The organism is Hyphomonas sp. UBA3601 (genome assembly GCF_002375605.1).
Classification (GTDB): domain Bacteria; phylum Pseudomonadota; class Alphaproteobacteria; order Caulobacterales; family Hyphomonadaceae; genus Hyphomonas.
The window spans coordinates 1-1,386 of record NZ_DFME01000147.1 but is presented as its reverse complement, the minus strand read 5'-3'; the positions used below and the strand labels follow the sequence as shown (position 1 = coordinate 1,386).

Here is a 1,386-nt window from a genome sequence, read left to right as displayed (position 1 = left end):
TGCTTGTCCAGGTCGTCAAGGAAGAACGTGGCAACAAGGGCGCAGCCCTGACCACCTATCTCTCCCTCGCCGGTCGCTACTCGGTCCTGATGCCGAACACGCCGCGCGGCGGTGGCATTTCCCGCAAAATCGTCAATGGCGCAGACCGCAAGCGCCTGAAATCCATCGTCTCCGAGCTGGATGTGCCGGACGGCATGGGCCTGATCGTGCGGACCGCAGGCGCCAAGCGCACCAAGGCCGAGATCAAGCGTGACTATGAATATCTTTCCAAGCTTTGGGAAAACATTGTCGAGAAGACACTGACATCCGAAGCTCCAATGCTGATCAATGCCGAGGGCGGTCTCGTCCACCGGGCAATGCGCGACATGTTCGACAAGGATATCGAGGAGGTCCTTGTTCATGGTGAAGAGGCCTATCGCGAAGCGAAGGATCTCGCCAAGCTCATCATGCCGAGCCAGTCCAAGAAGGTTCAGCAATGGAAAGAGGAAGACCCGCTTTTCGTGGCCGAAGCGGTCGAGCAGCAGCTCGATTCCATCTACTCCCCGACCGTCCAACTGAAATCCGGCGGCTATCTCGTCATCAACCAGACCGAAGCCCTGGTTGCGATCGATGTGAACTCCGGCAAGTCGACACGTGAGCGCAACATTGAGCAGACTGCGGTGCGCACGAACCTCGAAGCTGCGGAGGAAGCCTGTCGCCAGATGCGCCTGCGCGACCTGGCTGGTCTCATCGTGATCGATTTCATCGACATGGACGAGAACAAGAACAATCGCGCCGTCGAGAAAAAGCTGAAGGATCACCTCAAGGTGGACCGGGCCCGCGTCCAGCATGGTCGCATCTCGCAGTTCGGCCTGATGGAAATCTCACGCCAGCGTCGCCGTCAGGGCGTGCTGCAGGCAACCTCCGATCCGTGCGAAGCGTGTAACGGCACTGGCCGTCGCCGCTCTATCCCGTCGGCGGCACTTCAGCTGATCCGGGCCATCGAGGCCCGCGCCTCCATGGGCGGCCTGAAAGCCATTTCCGTGAAGGCTCCGACCGATGTCGCGCTCTACCTGCTAAACAACAAGCGCGAAGCGCTGGTCGAAGTCGAACAGGTGGCCGGCTTTGCTGTCTCGATTCACTCGTCAGAAGACATGCTGCCCGGCGATTTCGTGATCGATGCAGAGCGCGACCCGAACGGAAAGCCGAAGAAGCGCAAGCCACCACGCTCGCTCGCCAAGCCGAGCAAGCAAATCGTCAGTGATGACGAGGATGAAGATGACGAGAGCGAAGACGACACGTCCGAAGCCTCTGCTGATCAAGATGACGAATCCACAGGCACCCGCCGCAAGCGCCGTCGGCGCCGAGGCGGTCGTGGCCGCAAACAAGAGGCAGCTGAGTCGCAAG

1 protein-coding gene is annotated in these 1,386 nt (G+C 60.1%); it reads left to right on the top strand.

Going from position 1 to position 1,386, the window contains the following annotated elements:
• The coding region (locus B4F73_RS16460) for an Rne/Rng family ribonuclease (RefSeq protein WP_290483818.1) at positions 1–1,386 on the top strand (1,386 nt) is incomplete at both ends.